The 479-nt window shown below is 69.3% G+C and carries 1 protein-coding gene; it reads right to left on the bottom strand.

What is annotated here, in order from left to right:
• A partial coding sequence (locus D7Y13_RS42310; RefSeq protein ID WP_208734591.1) for a serine hydrolase occupies window positions 1–462 on the bottom strand: 462 nt, incomplete at its 3' end.
• Between the last annotated feature and the right edge of the window lie 17 nt (window positions 463–479).

The raw sequence follows: 479 nt of genomic DNA on the forward strand, positions 1-479 counted from the left end.
ATGGTCGGCCTCGGGCGTGAGTTGTCCGTAGGCGTGCCGGCGCACGTCGGCCAGCGTGGTGATGCGCTCCAGCCCCTCGGGCACCAGCAACTGCGTGACGGCGTTCACCTCGCGGATGCCGACCAGGCCGATGAGCATGTCGCTGGCCGTGTTGTCGCTGTAGATGACCATCTGCTCCAGCAGCCAGCGCACCGTGAGGGCCGCGCCCACGGGCTGGCGGTTGGTGGTACCGGCGCCGTCCACGTAGTCGCCCGCGCGCAGGGTCAGCGGAGTCTCCAGTGCGAAATCGCCTCGCTCCACCGCGCGCAGCACGGCGATGGCCACCGGCACCTTCACCGACGATGCCAGGTACCAGCGCTCGTCGCCGTGAAAAGACATGCGCTGGCCGGTGGCGAGGTCGTGCACGTACACGCCGAAGCGCACGTTCTCGTGCCGCGCAAAGCGCTCCAGCTCCTGATGCATGGCGCGTGCCCATGGGG

This window comes from Corallococcus praedator (genome assembly GCF_003612125.1).
In the GTDB taxonomy this organism is placed as follows: Bacteria; Myxococcota; Myxococcia; order Myxococcales; family Myxococcaceae; genus Corallococcus; species Corallococcus praedator.